Annotated in this window: 17 protein-coding genes; 13 read left to right on the top strand and 4 right to left on the bottom strand. The window is 68.8% G+C overall.

All coding sequences use genetic code 11. The features are described from left to right. The first annotated feature begins 1 nt into the window (after position 1). The 3 genes from BLU77_RS13855 to BLU77_RS13845 are packed head-to-tail and all read left to right on the top strand — an operon-like array spanning position 2 to position 1713. A complete protein-coding gene (locus BLU77_RS13855) occupies positions 2–634 on the top strand; it encodes a hypothetical protein (RefSeq protein WP_139177772.1) in 633 nt (210 codons plus the stop codon). Continuing rightward, the gene (locus tag BLU77_RS13850) at positions 631–1122 is read left to right on the top strand and encodes a hypothetical protein (RefSeq protein WP_089773693.1); all 492 of its coding nucleotides are present in this window, start codon (positions 631–633) and stop codon (positions 1120–1122) included. The genes BLU77_RS13855 and BLU77_RS13850 overlap by 4 nt, the downstream gene beginning before the upstream one ends. A 9-nt stretch (positions 1123–1131) precedes the next feature. Next, complete coding sequence (locus BLU77_RS13845; RefSeq protein WP_245708862.1) at positions 1132–1713, top strand: signal peptidase I; 582 nt, start codon at positions 1132–1134, stop codon at positions 1711–1713. Here the strand turns inward: BLU77_RS13845 and BLU77_RS13840 are convergent. The 3 genes from BLU77_RS13840 to BLU77_RS13830 form a co-directional block, all read right to left on the bottom strand. Next, positions 1704–2753, bottom strand: coding sequence for a zinc-binding dehydrogenase (locus BLU77_RS13840; protein ID WP_175477107.1), 1050 nt, complete (start codon positions 2751–2753; stop codon positions 1704–1706). The genes BLU77_RS13845 and BLU77_RS13840 overlap by 10 nt on opposite strands. Before the next feature lie 162 nt (positions 2754–2915). Then, positions 2916–3320 carry a TFIIB-type zinc ribbon-containing protein gene (locus tag BLU77_RS13835; protein WP_089773691.1) on the bottom strand — a complete coding sequence of 135 codons (405 nt, stop codon included), beginning with the start codon at positions 3318–3320 and terminating at the stop codon, positions 2916–2918. A 169-nt stretch (positions 3321–3489) separates the two neighbouring features. After that, complete coding sequence (locus BLU77_RS13830) at positions 3490–4569, bottom strand: inositol-3-phosphate synthase (RefSeq protein WP_089773690.1); 1080 nt, start codon at positions 4567–4569, stop codon at positions 3490–3492. A gap of 340 nt (positions 4570–4909) precedes the next feature. Between BLU77_RS13830 and BLU77_RS13825 the strand changes: the two genes are divergently transcribed. The 6 genes from BLU77_RS13825 to BLU77_RS13800 all read left to right on the top strand — a co-directional run bounded on the left by BLU77_RS13825 (position 4910) and on the right by BLU77_RS13800 (position 9613). Next, on the top strand, positions 4910–7303 hold the full coding sequence (locus BLU77_RS13825; RefSeq protein ID WP_139177771.1) for a transglycosylase domain-containing protein: 2394 nt from the start codon (positions 4910–4912) through the stop codon (positions 7301–7303). A 194-nt stretch (positions 7304–7497) separates the two neighbouring features. Then, complete coding sequence (rpsF, locus tag BLU77_RS13820) at positions 7498–7788, top strand: 30S ribosomal protein S6 (protein ID WP_089773688.1); 291 nt, start codon at positions 7498–7500, stop codon at positions 7786–7788. A gap of 23 nt (positions 7789–7811) precedes the next feature. Beyond that, positions 7812–8351 (top strand): single-stranded DNA-binding protein, encoded by a 540-nt coding sequence (locus BLU77_RS13815; RefSeq protein WP_089773687.1) that lies wholly within the window; start codon positions 7812–7814, stop codon positions 8349–8351. A gap of 57 nt (positions 8352–8408) precedes the next feature. Continuing rightward, complete coding sequence (gene rpsR / locus BLU77_RS13810) at positions 8409–8654, top strand: 30S ribosomal protein S18 (RefSeq protein ID WP_089773686.1); 246 nt, start codon at positions 8409–8411, stop codon at positions 8652–8654. A 17-nt stretch (positions 8655–8671) separates the two neighbouring features. Beyond that, positions 8672–9124, top strand: coding sequence for a 50S ribosomal protein L9 (rplI, locus tag BLU77_RS13805; protein ID WP_089773685.1), 453 nt, complete (start codon positions 8672–8674; stop codon positions 9122–9124). A gap of 159 nt (positions 9125–9283) precedes the next feature. Continuing rightward, the gene (locus BLU77_RS13800) at positions 9284–9613 is read left to right on the top strand and encodes a DUF4333 domain-containing protein (RefSeq protein ID WP_089773684.1); all 330 of its coding nucleotides are present in this window, start codon (positions 9284–9286) and stop codon (positions 9611–9613) included. Positions 9614–9693: 80 nt separating this feature from the next. Here the strand turns inward: BLU77_RS13800 and BLU77_RS13795 are convergent, their stop codons facing one another. Beyond that, complete coding sequence (locus BLU77_RS13795) at positions 9694–11100, bottom strand: MATE family efflux transporter (protein WP_425441224.1); 1407 nt, start codon at positions 11098–11100, stop codon at positions 9694–9696. Positions 11101–11493: 393 nt separating this feature from the next. On the opposite strand from BLU77_RS13795, the gene dnaB reads away from it, so the two are divergent. From dnaB to BLU77_RS13775, 4 genes are all read left to right on the top strand, one after another. Then, positions 11494–12831, top strand: coding sequence for a replicative DNA helicase (dnaB, locus tag BLU77_RS13790; RefSeq protein WP_089775791.1), 1338 nt, complete (start codon positions 11494–11496; stop codon positions 12829–12831). Between the two features lie 227 nt (positions 12832–13058). Next, entirely contained in the window at positions 13059–15185 is a 2127-nt protein-coding gene (locus BLU77_RS13785) for a response regulator (protein ID WP_089773683.1), read from the top strand. Then, the gene (locus tag BLU77_RS13780; protein WP_089773682.1) at positions 15182–15556 is read left to right on the top strand and encodes a response regulator; all 375 of its coding nucleotides are present in this window, start codon (positions 15182–15184) and stop codon (positions 15554–15556) included. Before BLU77_RS13785 ends, BLU77_RS13780 begins: the two co-directional genes overlap by 4 nt. Continuing rightward, positions 15553–16005, top strand: a complete 453-nt coding sequence (locus BLU77_RS13775; RefSeq protein WP_139177770.1) for an ATP-binding protein — start codon at positions 15553–15555, stop codon at positions 16003–16005. The genes BLU77_RS13780 and BLU77_RS13775 overlap by 4 nt, the downstream gene beginning before the upstream one ends. The last annotated feature ends 3 nt before the right edge of the window (positions 16006–16008 follow it).

Raw genomic sequence — 16008 nt, 5'->3', positions numbered from 1 at the left:
GATGATCGCTGCGGTGCTCGGGGCTGGTGTGCTGAGCGCCGGTGCGTCCGAGATTTGGGCCACGGCTAGTGATGCGCCGGTGCGCGAGGTGGTCACCGGGCAGGTGCTCCGGCTGGTCTCGGTGCAGGATCCCGCCGCCATGGGGGCGATGGACCCGGGGGAGGCGGTCACCTGGGACGTGCAGGTCAGCGCGAACCGTCCCGACGGCGAGATCGACCTCTCCCTGAACGGCACCGGACCTGACGGTGTCTTCCAGATGCAGGTGGCCGCGTGCACCGGAGAGGGGGCGGGGTGCACCGAACAGTTGCTGGCCCCCACCGTGGTCGGTGCGGGCACCGTCGAGGTGGGCACCCAGTCGGCGGCGGAGGAGGTCTGGTATCGCATCACCACCGAGCTGGTGGCGCCCGATCAGGGCGCGACCACGGTGCTGACTTTCACCGCGGACGGGCACGGGGAGGACGTGTCGGCCGGTGATCCCGGGGCACCCCGCGGCGACCCCGGCCTGGACCTGCCCCCGACCGGCGTGCTGGCACCGGTGCTCGCACTCGCGCTCACCGGTGTGCTCCTGCTCGGGGGGACAGCGCTGCGCAGGGCGAGCCGTGCCGGCGCACGCAGGCAGGCTGGGCCCTCATGACGACGTTCCGCACCCTCCGTACCCGCCTCGCCGCGGCGGTGGTCGGCCTGGTCCTCGTGGCGGCCACCGTCGCCACTGGCACCGCCCAGCCGACCACCGCGGCCTGGACGGACAGTGAACACGCACGGGCCGCCGTCACCGCGTCGACGCTCAACGCGCCGCGTGCGAACGGCTGCTCGGTCCCGCTGCTGAGTCCGACGGCGACCCTGAGGTGGTTGGCGCCGTCACCAGCACCAGGGGCCGCCTACACCTACCGTTGGGAACTGATCCGGACCGCGACGGGGACGGTGGTTCGCTCAGGTTCCGACCCGAGCACCACCTCGGCCCGCGAGGTCAGTACCAGCGAGCTGGTCTCGCTCGCGACGACATACACGTTCCGGATCCGGACCGTGTCCGGGACCTGGGAGAGCACCTGGCGGACGGCCACTGTCACGACGATCCTGGGTGCCCTGGGGCTCACCCTGATCGGATCCTGCTCATGGAACTAGGTGCGGATCGTGGCTGAGCGGGCCCGACGGACCGCCGGCGTCGGTGCGCTGGCTCGCGTCGGCGATGTGGCGCTCACCGTCCTCGCCGCCGCGGGCGCCCTGTGCATCGTGCTCGTGGTGCTGGCGTTCACCCTGAACATCTCGCTGATCATGTTCTCCACCGGCTCGATGACGCCGACCATCCCGGCCGGGTCGGTCGCCCTGGTACGCGAGGTCCCCGCCACCGAGATCGAGGTGGGAGACGTCGTCACCGTGGATCGTCCAGCGGCGCTGCCGGTGACGCACCGGGTCACCGAGGTGCTCGGCACCGACGGCGAGCAGGTCACCTTCACCATGCAGGGTGATGCCAATGCCGACCCGGACCCGGCCCCGTACACGGTCTCGCAGGTCCGGCTGGTGCTGGGCTCGGTGCCGCACCTGGCGTCCGTGATCGTGTGGTTCCAGGACCCGGTGGTGCTCGGGTGCCTGACGCTGGTTGCGGCAGGGCTCGTCACCTGGGCGTTCTGGCCGCGTCAGTCACGACGAGCGGTCGACCCGGAGCCCGCCCGGGCCGACCCCGATCAGGAGCGTGACACGCTCGATCACACCTGAGGTTCGAGCAGCACCTTCAACGCTTCACCGGATGTCGCCAGCTCGAAGGCGCGGTCGGCCTCCCGCAGTGGCACCCGGTGGGTGATCAGCGCGGCGAACGCCTCGGGCGCGCCTGCCACAATCTCCATCGCCTCGGCGCAGTCGTCGGCCGTGTTCGCGGTGGACCCGGTGACGATGAGCTCGCGGTAGTGGATCAGGTTCGCGTCCACGGTGACCTCGCCCTTGCCCGAGGGGAGCCCGGCGAAGAAGTTCACCCGGCCGCCCTTGGCCGCGGCCTGGACGGCGTCGGTGAACACCTGATGCACCGGCGTCGCCGCGATCACCACCTCGGCACCGATCCCGCCAGTGATCTCGAAGACCCGCTGCACCAGGTCCTCAGCGCGGGGGTCGATCGTCTCGTCGGCGCCGTACTCACGGGCCAGCTCACGCCGGGCAGCCGAGGTCTGGCTGACGATGATCCGGCGCACCCCCGCCTGCTTGGCGAGCACCACCGCCGTCAGGCCGATCGGTCCCGCACCGCACACGAGCACCGTGTCGGTACTGGTCAGGCGCAGCGGGCGCAGGCCCCGCACGACGGCCGCGACCGGTTCGATCATCGCCGCGGTCACCAGGTCCAGCCCCGACGGCAGCGGCAGCACATTGCCGCCGGCGACCCCTCGAGCGGTAACGCGGACGACCTCGGCGAACCCGCCGTCGAAGGTGAGTCCCACCGAGGTGTAGTCCTCGCACAAGTTGCCCAGGTCGATCCGGCAGGGCGGGCACTGCCCGCATGCGATGTTCGGCGCGATCGCCACCGGGGTCCCCGGTGCCAGGTCGTCCCGGCCGGACCGGTTCTCCCGGACTCGTCCCACCGACTCGTGGCCGGGCACCCGCACGGTGCCCGGTGGGAAGAGGCGATGCTCCCCGCGCGCGATCTTCAGATCCGTGCCGCAGATCCCCGCGGCCACCACATCGATGGTCACCTCGCCGTCAGCTGCCTGCGGGACGTCCTTCTCCCGCAGGTGCAGGCGAGAATCGCTGCCGTACTCGTAGGCCAGCACCCGTGCTCCCTCCGTCAGGACCCCCACCGTATGCCTAGCCCGCAGGCACGAGGGCGACCGTCCGATCCGCGACACAGCCAGCGCCCACCCGAGCGCGAACGCAACCGTGTGCGGCGGGCCTGGCCCTGGATGCCGCACGAGGTTGCGTTCGGCGCGGGTTCGTCAGTCGAAGTCGAAGAGATCCTCCAGCCAGCTCTCCCGGCGCTTGCGCTTGCGGTACCGAGGATCCTGACGGCGGTCGTAGCGACGGTCATCCTGGTGATGACCGCCGTACCCGGGCATGCCGTACTCGGAACCGCTGTACCCGGGCACCCCACCCGGCGGGCCGGGAGGAGGTCCCGGCGCGGGGCCGTCGTCGAACGGGCTGCCGTAGGCGGGGTCGGGCGTCACCGGCGTGGGAGCTGCGGGAGGCGGGGGCGGCGGGCCGGCGTTGACTGCGACGCGCTCGATGATCTTGTCCAGCTCTCCACGGTCCAGCCAGACGCCGCGGCACGTGGGGCAGTAGTCGATCTCCACCCCGCTGCGCTCGCTCATCACCAGGGTCGCCCCATCGGTCGGGCACTTCATAGACGCTCCTTGTCGCAGGTTCCCCGGGGTGAACGAGTGCCGCGGCGCCAATGTTCCGCCCCTCGGAATCAGCCGTCGATCTGGCTGTCCCTAGGGTGCGTTGTCGTCCTGATCGTGCCGTGCAGGGACGGCAACGCACCCCACGTCGCGGGGTGTGGTGATGGGCCGGTCAGCGCTCGGCGTCGCCGGCGATGAACTCCTCCACCTTGACCCGGCCAGCGTCGTCGTCGTACTGCTCCGGCGGCGACTTCATGAAGTACCCGGAGGCGGAGAGCACCGGTCCGCCGATTCCGCGATCCTTGGCGATCTTCGCGGCGCGCAGCGCATCAATGATGATCCCCGCCGAGTTCGGCGAGTCCCACACCTCGAGCTTGTACTCCAGGTTCAGCGGCACCTCGCCGAACGCACGCCCCTCCAGTCGCACATACGCCCACTTGCGATCATCCAGCCACTGCACATAGTCGGAGGGCCCGATGTGCACGTTCCGGGCGCCGAGGTCGTGCTTCAGGTTCGACGTGACCGACTGGGTCTTGGAGATCTTCTTCGACTCGAGGCGCTCGCGCTCGAGCATGTTCTTGAAGTCCATGTTGCCGCCGACGTTGAGCTGGTAGGTGCGGTCCAGCACCACGCCTCGCTCCTGGAACAGCCGGGCGAGCACCCGGTGCGTGATCGTGGCGCCCACCTGGGACTTGATGTCGTCACCCACGATCGGCACCCCGGCCTCGGTGAACTTGGCCGCCCACTCCGGATCCGAGGCGATGAACACGGGGAGCGCGTTCACGAACGCCACTCCGGCATCCAGTGCCGCCTGGGCGTAGAACTTCGCCGCGTCCTCCGAACCGACCGGCAGGTAGCAGATGAGCACGTCTGCCTTGGCCTCGCGGAGCGCCTGGGCCACATCGACGGCGGGAGAAGGGGATTCCTCGATCATCTCCGCGTAGTACTTGCCGAGGCCATCGAGGCTCGGTCCACGCTGGACCGGGACTCCCAGCGGCGGGACGTCAGCGATCCGGATCGTGTTGTTCTCGCTCGCTCCGATCGCCTCGGACAGATCGAAGCCCACCTTCTTCGCATCGACGTCGAACGCCGCCACGAACTCGATGTCACGCACGTGATAGGGACCGAACTGCACGTGCATCAGTCCCGGGACAGTCCCGGCCGGGTCGGCGCCGGCGTAGAAGTGCACGCCCTGCACGAGGGAGGCGGCGCAGTTGCCGACCCCCGCGATCGCCACGCGGATGCTGGTCATGATCTTCTCCTTCGGATGGAACGACTCGCGCCACGGACGGCTCCCTGGACGGCAACCCGGCACCGGCGCCAGAGCGCCTCAGCACGAACAAAGTGATGAGTATGTTCGGTCTTCTATGTTATGCCGTGTCGCGGGGTGCTCAACCCGCGCCACACGTCAGGCGACGTTGTGCGCGCCCAGGGTGAGGGACGCCGTCGGCAGTTGTGACGACACTCACCCCGGGTGAGCGAATCCTGTGTGGACCACGTGAAGGCGCGCCTTCGCTCAGGTATGCGACGCATACTGGGAAACTGCGGGACCGCATGACCTGCGGGCACGGCAGCGAGGAGAAGGGGCCCACGTGGCACAAGGACGCGGATCGTCGGGGCGTGGCGCCTCCGGTCAGGGGGCCGGCGGGCCGAAGCGACGCAGTGTGCGCGAGAGCGGCGTCAGCACGTCCGGGACGGGCGCGCCCTCGTGGAAGAGCACCTCGGGTGCCGCCGCCGGGGCCAAGGGCACCGGGTCACGTTCGGCCGCGTCCAGTGGCGCCGCGACGAAGACGCGCAAGCGGTTCTGGAACTACCCGCGGCGCGGCAAGGGCCCGGTGCTGCGGTGGCTGCCCGGCTGGCGATTCGTCCTCGGAACCGCGGGGCTGGGTCTGGTGGCCGGCGTACTGCTGTTCGCCATCGCCTATGCCCTCATCGACGTGCCCGAGCCGGACGACATCGCGCTCGCGGAAGGGTCCACTGTCACGTTCTCCGACGGGGAGACCCCGATGGGGACCTTCGCCGAGGTGGACCGTGACCTCATCGACACCTCCGAGCTGCCCGAGCACGTGGGCGCGGCGATCGTGGCCTCCGAGGACCGGCGCTTCTACTCCAACGTCGGGGTCGACCCAGTGGGCATCCTGCGCGCCCTGTGGAACAACCTGCGGGGGAACGACACCCAGGGTGGGTCCACCCTCACCATGCAGTATGTGGAGCGGTACTACACCGGGCAGACGTCCGGGTACCTCGACAAGTTCCGCGAGGCCGTGCTCGCGCTGAAGATCGACCAGCAGCAGAGCAAGGAGGAGATCCTCGGCGCGTACATGAACACGATCTACTTCGGTCGCGGCGCCTACGGGATCGAGCGGGCCTCGCAGGAGTACTTCGGACACCCGGCCACCGAGCTCACGTTGTCGGAATCGGCGCTGCTCGCCGGGATCATCCCCTCGCCCGGCAACTGGGACCCGGCCGTCGCGCCGGACCAGGCGCAGGCGCGCTGGGAGCGCACGCTCGCGTTCATGGTCGAGAACGGGGCCATCACCCAGGCTGAGGCCGATGAGCTGGAGTTCCCTGAGGTGGTCGAGCCGGAGCGCACCGACACCTACGGCGGGCCCAACGGATACCTGCTCGCCATGGTGCGCGACGAGTTGGTCGCTGCGGGGTTCACCGAGGACGAGATCGACGGCGGCGGGCTGCAGATCACCTCGACGATCGATCCGCAGTTGCAGGAGGAGGCCGTGGTGGCCGCCGAGAACCTCCCCGAGGACACCCCCGACGGCGTCCGGGTGGCGTTGACCTCGATCGACAACGAGACCGGTGGGATCGCCGCCCTGTACGGCGGGCCGGACTACATCGAGCGGCAGCGCAACGCAGCCACCCAGGACAACGCGCAGGGCGGGTCCACGTTCAAGCCGTTCGCCCTGATCGCGGCCCTCGAGGGCGAGGCCACCCTGGAGACCCGGTACACCAGCTATGCGCCGATGGACATCGCCGGGTACGAGGTGAACAACTTCGACTCCATCAATCGCGGGTACATCGATCTGGTCACCGCCACGAAATACTCCGTGAACACCGCCTATGTGCAGCTCAACTCCGCCACCGGGCCGGAAGCGCTGGTGGACGTGGCGCACCGGATGGGTCTGCCCGAGGACACTCCCGGACTGGAGGGGAACCTGGTCAACGTGCTCGGAACCGCGTCCCCGAACCCGGCGGACATGGCCGAGGCGTACTCGACCATCGCCACCGGCGGGGTGCACCGCGACCCCTACATCGTGGAGGACGTCGTCAATGCCGGTGGTGACACCGTCTACACCGGTGGCGGCGAGTCCGAGCAGGTGGTGGACCCGCAGGTGATGGCCGACGCGACCTACGCCATGACACAGGTGGTGGAGGGCGGCACCGGATCCACCGCCGCGGCGATCGGGCGGCCCGCAGCCGGGAAGACGGGGAGCTCGAACGACTACCGGTCCGCGTGGTTCGTCGGGTTCGTGCCGCAGATCACCACCTCGGTGGCGATGTACCAGATCGGCGAGGACGGCGAAGAGGTCTCCATGGTGGACGGCTGGGGCGGGGTCGCGCCGATTTCCGGCGGCAGCTACCCCACCGACATCTGGACCGAGTACATGACGGCTGCGGTGGCCGACCTCCCGGTGGAGGAGTTCCCGGAGCGGTCCGCACCGGAGTACGTGTACGTTCCGCCGTCGCGCCCCACCGAGGAGGAGACCACGCAGGAGCCGACCGAGGAGCCCACGGAGGAGGAGACCACCGAGGAGCCGACCGAGGAGGAGACCACCGAGGAGCCCACGGAGGAACCCACGACGCCGGAGCCGGAGCCGACGGAGGAGCCCACGGAGGAGCCGACCGAGGAACCCACGGAGGATCCCACCGAGGAGCCGACCGACGAGGCAAACGGGGATCCCGACGGTGACGCCGGGCTGCTCGGCAGCGGAGACAGTTCCGGTGGCGGCGATGCGTCCGGTGGCGGGTAGGGGGCCTGCGCGCGTCAGACGCCGGCGTCATCCACATCACGCTGCCGCAGAGGGCATCTGTCCGTTACGATGTCCGGGTATCTCGTGCCTCTGCACGCCGGGCACCTGTTCGGACACCGGAGCACGAGAGTACGCATCACCCTCCTGTCACGGAGAGACCGTGACCGCCAAGTCCGAAGGAGGTGGGTTCAAGTATGCGTCACTACGAACTGATGGTGATTCTCGACCCCGAGATCGATGAGCGAACCGTTCCCGCGGCGCTCGAGAAGTTTCTCGGCGTGATCACCAGCGGTGGTGGAACCGTTGACAACGTCGACATCTGGGGCAAGCGCCGGTTGGCCTTCGAGATTGCGAAGAACGCCGAGGGCATCTACGCCGTCGTGGACATGCACGCCACGCCGGAGCTCGCCAAGGAGCTCGACCGACAGCTCGGCCTCAGCGAGTCCGTCCTCCGCACCAAGCTCATCCGACCCGACGCGCGCTGAGCGCTGTCTCGTAAAGGAGCGTCATGGCAGGCGACACCGTCATCACCGTGATCGGCAACCTCACGGCTGACCCCGAGCTCCGGTTCACCCCGTCGGGTGCGGCCGTGGCCAACTTCACGATCGCGTCCACCCCCCGCCAGTTCGACCGTCAGTCGGGCGAGTGGAAGGACGGCGACACGCTCTTCATGCGCTGCTCGATCTGGCGCGAAGCTGCGGAGAACGTCGCTGAGTCCTTCACCAAGGGGATGCGGGTGATCGCGCAGGGTCGTCTGGTCCAGCGTTCCTTCGAGACCCGGGAAGGCGAGAAGCGGACCGTCGTCGAGCTGCAGGTCGACGAGATCGGCCCCTCCATGCGATACGCCACGGCCAAGGTCACCCGCGCCCAGCGCGGTGGTGGCGGCGGTGGCTTCGGCGGCGGCGGAGGCGGCGGCAACCAGGGCGGCGGCGGCTTCGGCGGCAACCAGGGCGGCGGCTTCGGCGGCGGTCAGGGTTCCGGCGGCGGCCAGGCAGACGACCCGTGGGCAACGGGCGGCTCGAGCTTCGGCGACGAGCCCCCCTTCTAAACCATCACCACTGCGCACCGCACCTGATGCGGTGCGAGCATCCAAGGAGTTCCAACTATGGCGAAGCGTGAGACTCGCAAGCCTGTGATCAAGAAGAAGGCGAACCCTCTCAAGGCCATCAAGCTCGAGGGTCCGATCGACTACAAGGACACCGCTCTGCTGCGGAAGTTCATCTCGGACCGCGGCAAGATCCGCGCGCGCCGCGTGACCGGTGTCACCGTGCAGGAGCAGCGCCAGATCGCGCGGGCCGTGAAGAACGCCCGCGAGATGGCTCTGCTCCCCTACTCGAGCTCTGCTCGCTGAACCGGGGAGGAACAGCCATGGCGAAGCTCATTCTCACCCATGAGGTCACCGGCCTCGGTACTGCGGGAGACGTCGTCGATGTCAAGGACGGCTACGCCCGCAACTACCTGCTTCCGCGCAACCTGGCCACCCCGTGGACCAAGGGCGGGCAGAAGCAGATCGACCAGATCACCGCAGCGCGCCGCAAGCGTGCGATCGCCTCGATCGAGGACGCTCGCGCAGTGCGTGACTCCCTGCAGGCCAAGCCGTTCGTCGTTCGCGTGAACGCGGGCCCGAACGGGCGCCTGTTCGGTTCGGTCACGACGGCGGACATCGCCGAGGCCATCCAGGCCTCCGGTGGGCAGCAGGTGGACCGCCGCACGATCGAGATCGGTCAGCCGATCAAGAGCCTCGGCGGCCACCAGGTGCAGGTGCGCCTGCACGCCGACGTCTCGGCCACGGTGGACCTGAACGTGGTGCCGGGCGCCTGACGCCCAGCCACTGACACACGGCCCGATCACCCTGCGTGGGTGGTCGGGCCGTCGTGCGTTCGGGGCCGCGGCCCGTTCTCACCCGTGTCTGGTGTGGGCCAGCACACATGGGCAGTTCTGACGTGGAACCCGCTCCCCGGTTCCGACAGAGTGAGTGCCATGGAGACACTTAAGCGAAAGTTCCTGGCTGCGGCCGCGATTCCGACCGTGGCCACCCTGCTGCTCGCCGGATGCAGTTCCAGCACCGCCGTGTCCGAGAGCGATCTGGAGACGCAGACCGCCGAGGAACTGCAGGCGATGGCCGGAGAGGGAGCCCCGCTCCCCACGATCGATTGCCCGGACGACCTCGATGCGGAGGTGGGCGTCACGATGGATTGCGTCCTCTCCGTGGACGGCGAGCCGGATCAGTACCAGGTCACGCTCACCGTGACCTCGGTGGACGGGACCGACGTGGGCTGGGACATCCAGGTGGCCGAGACCCCGATGTGATCCCGCGCTGCAACTATCGACGGCCCTGAGCGCCTGTCTGCCGCATTTCGGTAGCAAGTTGCTCAGGGCCGTCGAAATCTCTACACCCCGAGCACCATCCACCGTTGCCCCCGCGACCGCAGCCAGGTGGTCAGAGCCCGTGCGCCCAGGAAACCCCCGGCGAAGGCGACCCACAACCACACCAGCCCGAGTGCGCCGTCAGGGGCCCACAGCGCCACGGCGGCGAGCAGCGGCAGGTACACCACCAGCGAGATCGCCCCGGCCACGGCGAGGTACACGCCATCTCCGGCGCCCATCAGCACCCCGTCCAGCACGAACGGCCACGCGGCCACCGGCATCAGCACACCGATCACTATCAGCCCCAGGTGAGCGGCATGCTGCACCGCTGGGTCCGAGGTGAACAGGGGCGTCAGCAGTCCGCCGCCCAGGGCGATGATGGCACCGATTCCCACGCCGGCGAGGGTTCCCCACTGCAGGCACCGCCGGACGACGGCCCGCACCTCCTCGGGGCGACGCGCCCCGAGCCCATGGCCGACCAGGGCCTGCGCGGCGATGGCGAGCGCGTCCAGGGCGAATGCGGCCAACCCCCACACCGAGTTCACGATCTGGTGTGCCGCCAGCTGCACGTCACCGAGGGACGTGGCGGTGGCGACGGTGAGCAGGATCGCGGCGCGCAGCGTGAGGGTACGGATCAGCAGGGGGAGCCCGGCGCGAACGTTGGCGATGATGCCGCCCGGGGCGGGGCGCAGGGAGACGCCGCGGGCGCGGGCGCCACGCACCACCACCCACATCAGGGCGAGGGCCATGCCGATCTGAGCGATCGCCGTCGCCATCCCAGATCCGGCGATCCCCATCCCGGCCGGATAGACGAGGAGCACCGAGCCGATGGCATTGGCCACGGCACCGGTGACGGCGACCCGGAGAGGGGTGCGGGTGTCCAGCAAGCCGCGCAGCGCGCCGGTCGCGGCGAGTACCACGAGCATGCCGGGGATGCCCGGCAGACTGAACCGCAGGTAGGCCAGCGCGTGCGGGGCCACGTCGGCCGAGGCGCCCATCGCCGCCACGACCGGTTCGGCACCGGCGTAGCCGACGATGAGCAGGACCGCTCCGAGGCCGAGGGCGAGCCAGATGCCGTCCATCCCGACGGCGAGGGCGCCCTTCTCGTCGCCGGCACCGAGGCGCCGGGCTACTGCGCCCGTGGTGGCGTAGGCGAGAAAGATGAACAGGGCCACGGTGGTGACCAGCAGGGTGGAGGCGAGGGTGAGCCCGGCGAGCTCAGCAGTGCCGAGGTGACCGACGACGGCGGAGTCCACCAGTACGAAGAGCGGCTCGGCCACGAGCGCGCCCAGAGCAGGGACGGCGAGGCCGAGGATCCGACGGTCGAGGACGCGACCGTGGGGTGTCTCGGTGGGGGAGCGGGCGGTGGCTGATGGGTCGATGGAGCGCTCCTCGTCTCGACCGGCGTGTGGGCCCGGCGTGTCGTCCACCGATCCTCCGAGTTTCTTCTATCCACAGGCTGTGGGGTGCGGTTCTGGGCGGAACGGTGCGGATCCATCGGCTTGTCCACATCGTGTCTCGTGCCCTGTGCACAACCGATCGCGGAACGATCCACACTCCATCCACAGCCTAAGTGGTGTTCGTCCCCAGGTTGACGCCGGTTCGTCCCCAGGCAGGTGTGTGCGGCGTTTGCCGGGGGGTGCGCGGGTGCGTAGCGTCGCCCGGTGACCTGTGAAACCCGCCGCACGCTCGAGGGCGATGTCGGTAGGTGCTGATAGGTGTGATGACACCGCGCAGCGGGGTGGGTCGAACAGTGAGGAGCAGGTGATGGCGGCGCACAGCCGGTCGATGCGAGCGAGGGCAGTGACGTGAGCGTCTCCGAGATGACCGACGCGCCGGAGACCTTCGAGCGCACCCCACCGCAGGACGTGGCCGCCGAGCAGTCCGTGATCGGCGGCATGCTGCTCTCCAAGGACGCCATCGCCGACGTGGTGGAGGTCCTGCGGGGGACGGACTTCTACCGGCCCGCGCACGAGGCGATCTACGACTCCATCCTCGACCTCTACGGGCGCGGTGAGCCGGCCGACGCGGTGACCGTGGCCGCGGAGATGACCAAGCGCGGCGAGCTGAGCCGGATCGGTGGGGCGCCGTACCTGCACACGCTCCTCTCCTCGGTGCCGACCGCGGCCAACGCCGGCTACTACGCACGGATCGTGCGCGAGCGGGCGGTGCTGCGGCGCCTGGTCGATGCCGGCACCCGCATCGTGCAGCTCGGCTACGCCACCGATGGCGGTGACGTGGACGACCTGGTGAACACGGCGCAGTCCGAGATCTACGCGGTCACCGAGCGGCGCACGTCCGAGGACTATGTGCCGCTGAAGGATGTCATCAACTCCACGATGGAGGAGATCGACGCCGCCTCCCACCGCGATGACGGCATGGTCGGGGTGCCCACCGGGTTCGCCGACCTGGATGCGCTGACCAACGGTCTGCACCCGGGGCAGATGATCGTAATCGCGGCCAGGCCGGCGATGGGGAAAAGCACCCTGGGACTCGACATCGCGCGCGCCACGTCGATCAAGAACGGTCTGACGTCGGTGATCTTCTCTCTGGAGATGAGCCGCAACGAGATCTCCATGCGCATGCTCTCCGCGGAGTCTCAGGTGCCGCTACAGAACATGCGCAAGGGCACGATGCGGGACGAGGACTGGACTCGCCTGGCCCGCACCATGGGCAAGGTGTCCGAAGCACCGCTGTTCATCGACGACAGTCCGAACATGTCGCTGATGGAGATCCGGGCCAAGTGTCGCCGGCTCAAGCAGCGCCACGACCTCAAGCTCGTCGTGATCGACTACCTGCAGTTGATGTCCTCCGGTAAGCGAGTCGAGTCCCGTCAGCAGGAGGTCTCCGAGTTCTCTCGTGCGATCAAGTTGCTCGCGAAGGAGCTCGAGGTGCCGGTGATCGCGATCTCGCAGCTGAACCGTGGCTCGGAGCAGCGCACGGACAAGAAGCCGCAGGTGAGCGATCTTCGTGAATCGGGCTCGATCGAGCAGGATGCCGACATGGTGATCCTGCTCCACCGCGAGGACATGTACGAGAAAGAGTCCCCGCGGGCCGGTGAGGCCGACGTGATCGTGGCCAAGCACCGTAACGGCCCCACGGACACCATCGTGGTGGCGTTCCAGGGCCACTATGCACGGTTCGTGGACATGGCGCACTGACCAGCACTCGTTCGCATCGACAGGAAGCCGGAGTACGAACCTGACCCGCCGCCGTCAGGACTGGGGCTTGTGGCCTGAGGTGCCTGGGGGCAGAGTGGACCCGTGCGCGCCGTCGGGTGGGACCGGGCCTCGGGGGAGGAACGGGCCATCCGCGCGCGTAGCGCACGCAGCACGGTGTACGGCACGACGTCCGCCCTTGTGTCTCGGCACCGGCCCCACCTGCGCCGATGAGACGACCGCGGCTGCACCCGATCGTCCGACTCGACTACATCGTCCGGATGACGTGCTTTCCGCTGTTGATCGCCGTCTTCTTCTCGGTGTTCCATGCCTCAGGGCGGGCAGACCCGCTCGTGGTCGCCCTCCTGGTGCTCTGGGGTTTGGTGTGGCCCCAGGTGGCGTTCCTGCACGCGCGCCACAGCTCAGACTCCAAGCGCGCCGAGCACCGCAACATGTTCATCGACTCGGTGCTGGTCGGAGCCTGGATTGCGGGGATGCACTTCACCCTCTGGCCGAGCATCATGTTCGTCACGGCCGTCAACCTCGGCAATCTCGGTGTCGGCGGCGTCCGCCTCGCCGGGCGTGGGTGGATCGGCATCGCACTGGGAGTGGCCGGTGGTGGTCTCGTCACCGGGTTTGCGCAAGAGCTTGAATCGACCCCGCTCGCGACGGCGGCGAGCATCGTCGGCATCTTCCTCACCAGTTCGGTGTTCGCGCTGCACTCCTATCTGCAGAGCAAGAAGTTCGTGCACAATCGCAAGCTCCTGGAGGAGCAGAAGCTCAAGATCGAGGAGAAGAGCGCGGAGCTGGCGCAGGCCAAGGAGGCCGCGGATGCTGCCAACCGCTCCAAGAGCCTGTTCCTGGCGAACATGAGCCATGAGCTGCGGACGCCGCTGAACGCCATCATCGGCTACAGCGAGCTGCTGGAGGAGGAGGCGCGGGAGGCCGGCGACGACGACCTCGTGCCCGACCTGGAAAAGATCCACGCAGCCGGTCGGCACCTGCTCGGTCTCATCAACGAAGTACTCGATCTCTCCAAGATCGAGGCCGGGAAGATGGAGGTCCACCTGGAGCAGGTGGAGGTCGGGCCGGTGCTCCAGGATGTGGTGGCCACCGTGGGGCCGTTGGCAGAGAAGTCGAACAGCCGACTGTTCCTCGAGGCCGAGACGCCGGGCACGATGAACACCGACGTGACCAAGGTGCGGCAGATGCTGTTCAACCTGCTCGGGAATGCGGCGAAGTTCACTCACGACGGCGAGATCCACCTCCGCGCTCGGCGAGAGTCGATGGAGTCGGGCGAGTGGATGATCTTCGAGGTCGCGGACACCGGAATCGGCATGACTTCGGAGCAGCAGGCGGGGCTCTTCCAGCCATTTGCTCAGGCCGACTCCTCGACCACGCGTGAGTACGGCGGGACCGGCCTCGGCCTGGCGGTCTCACGCCACTGTGCGCGGCTGCTGGGCGGCGACATCGACCTGAGCAGCATCCCTGGAACCGGCACGACCTTCACCGTGCGGATCCCGGTCGACTCCGGTGCCGTCCCGGCCGGTGGCGACGAGCCCACGTCCGTGCCGGCCGACGCACCCGTCGTCCTGGTGATCGACGATGACGCCGCAGGGAGCGCACTGATCGAGCGGATTCTCGCGCGGCAGGGGTTGCGGGTGGAGTCTGCGACCAGTGGCCATGATGGGCTGCAGCGCGCCCGCGAGCTGCAGCCCAGCCTGATCCTGCTCGATGTGCGGATGCCCGGCACCGACGGGTGGAACGTGCTGGCGAGCCTGAAGGCGGATCCGCAGCTGGCGCCGATCCCCGTCGTCATGATCTCCGTGACCGGTCAGCAGACGCTGGGCCTCGCGCTTGGTCCGGCCGACTATCTGGTGAAACCGGTCCACAACGACAGTCTCGTCCAGACCGTCCGCAGGCATCTGGGAACGTCGGCGCTCGAGGAGCCGATCCTCGTGGTCGACGACGACGCCACCACGCGCGAGATGCTGCGGCGGCAACTGGAACGAGCGGGCTGGCGGGTAGCGGAGGCCGCCGACGGTATCGAGGGGTTGGCGCGCCTCGACGACTGTGCGCCGGCGCTGATCCTGCTCGATCTGGTCATGCCGCGCATGGACGGCTTCGCGTTCCTCGATGAGGTGCGCGGCCGCCAGGACGCCCACGAAGTGCCGGTGATCATCCTCACGAGCCGGGACTTGACGCACGCCGAGCGAGAGGAGCTCTCCGCTCGGGCCGGGTCGGTCATTGCCAAGGGTCGCTATACTGGCGGCCAATTGGAGGAGGAGGTGCGCCGCACCCTCGCTGAGGGTCGGCCTCGGGGGAAGCTCCACGCGGCCGGCGAGGCGCTCGAATGAAGATCTTGCTGGTCGAAGACAACGAGATGAATCTCGATATGCTCTCGCGCCGGTTGGTGCGCCGCGGACACGTCCTGGTGACGGCGGTCGACGGTCGCGCCGCTGTGGAGTCCACCGTGCGGGAACAGCCGGACGTGGTGCTGATGGACTTGGGTCTTCCGGTGCTGGACGGATGGGAGGCCGCGCGCAGGATCAAGGCTGATGAGCGGACGGCGGCGATCCCGGTGATTGCCCTGACCGCGCACGCGATGGCGGACGATCGCGCCCGTGCCCTGGCGGCGGGCTGCGACGACTTCGACACCAAACCCGTAGATCTGGATCGACTGTGCGGCAAGATCGCCGCGGTCACCCGCGATAGCGTGCAGCCTTGATCCGCCCGGCGGGAGACGGTGCCGAGTATGTGGTCACGTGCATGGCCGAGCTTCCCGGCCTGGTGGCATTCGTCCAACGCTCCTGTGCCAGCGTGGGCGCAAGCGAGGAGACGACGTCGGACGTACGCCTGGCCACTGAAGAGGTCTTCACCAACATCCTCCAGCACGGATACACCGAGCAGACTGGACCGGTCACGGTGCAGATCGAAGCCACCCCGATGCAGATCACCGTCATCCTGACCGACGACGCGCCGGTGTTCGACCCGAGCGACGTCGATGCGCCCGATCTGGCCTCCGACGGCGAGCACCGCGCGCTCGGTGGCCTGGGCTGGCACCTGGTGCACCGCGTCATGGACCAGGTCACACACGAGCGCGGGGCCCAGAACGGCAACGTGTTCACGCTGGTCAAGCGACTTTCCGCCGGCCCGCCGGGCAGCGGCGACAGGTGACAG

Origin of the sequence: Ruania alba, from assembly GCF_900105765.1 — a bacterium.
Classification (GTDB): domain Bacteria; phylum Actinomycetota; class Actinomycetes; order Actinomycetales; family Beutenbergiaceae; genus Ruania; species Ruania alba.
This window is presented reverse-complemented; position numbering and strand designations above follow the sequence as displayed.